At 67.5% G+C, this 730-nt stretch carries 1 pseudogene; it reads left to right on the top strand.

What is annotated here, in order from left to right:
* Nucleotides 1–229: 229 nt before the first annotated feature.
* Nucleotides 230–730 (top strand): annotated as a pseudogene (locus tag ADK86_RS16750) (two-component sensor histidine kinase); the annotation flags it as partial.

The raw sequence follows: 730 nt of genomic DNA, 5'->3' as shown, positions 1-730 counted from the left end.
CCCACTCTCTCCTCCACGCTTCCTCCCCTCTCACGGGAACCCCTCGCCCACACCCCGGCCCCCCATCCCTTACCCCCGACTTACGACGTCTCCATGCAGGATGGGCGAAACTCCACACCTGTCGTGCCGCGGACATCGCGGCACCCGAGGAAGGACCAGCAGTGCGTATTCCCACCGCCTCGGCACCGGCCGCTATACCCGCTTCGCCGGGCCACCGAGGCTGACCGCCATGGCTGTCTCTTCCGAACCACCCCTGCCCGCGACCGCACACGCGAAGCCCGGCCCCACGCTCGACACCAACCCGGTCCGGGTCCCGTTGCGGTGGTTCCGGCCGACCATCCGGATTCGGCTCACCTTGCTGTACGGCGGCATGTTCCTGATGGCCGGCGTGGTGCTCCTCGCGATCATCTACCTGTTCGCGGCCAACACCCTCAAAGAAGGCACCCTGCAAATCCAGGTTTTCGGCACCGACATCACCCTCGGGAAAGCCAATTGCCGCGATCTGCCGTCGGTCGGCACGGTCGACGACATCAATGCGGCGATCGACAAGTGCCTCCGTAATCAGCGCACAGCGGTCCTGCAAACCTTCCTGAACCGCTCCCTGCTGGCGCTGCTGGGTCTGACCGTCGTGGCGTTCGCCTTCGGGTACGCGATGGCCGGCCGCGTCCTGTCGCCGCTGGGCCGGATCACCCGGACCGCGCAGCGGGTGGCCGGTTCGGACCTGCACCGG

Origin of the sequence: Streptomyces sp. NRRL F-5755 (assembly GCF_001279365.1) — a bacterium.
Lineage (GTDB): Bacteria > Actinomycetota > Actinomycetes > Streptomycetales > Streptomycetaceae > Streptomyces > Streptomyces rimosus.
This window is presented reverse-complemented; position numbering and strand designations above follow the sequence as displayed.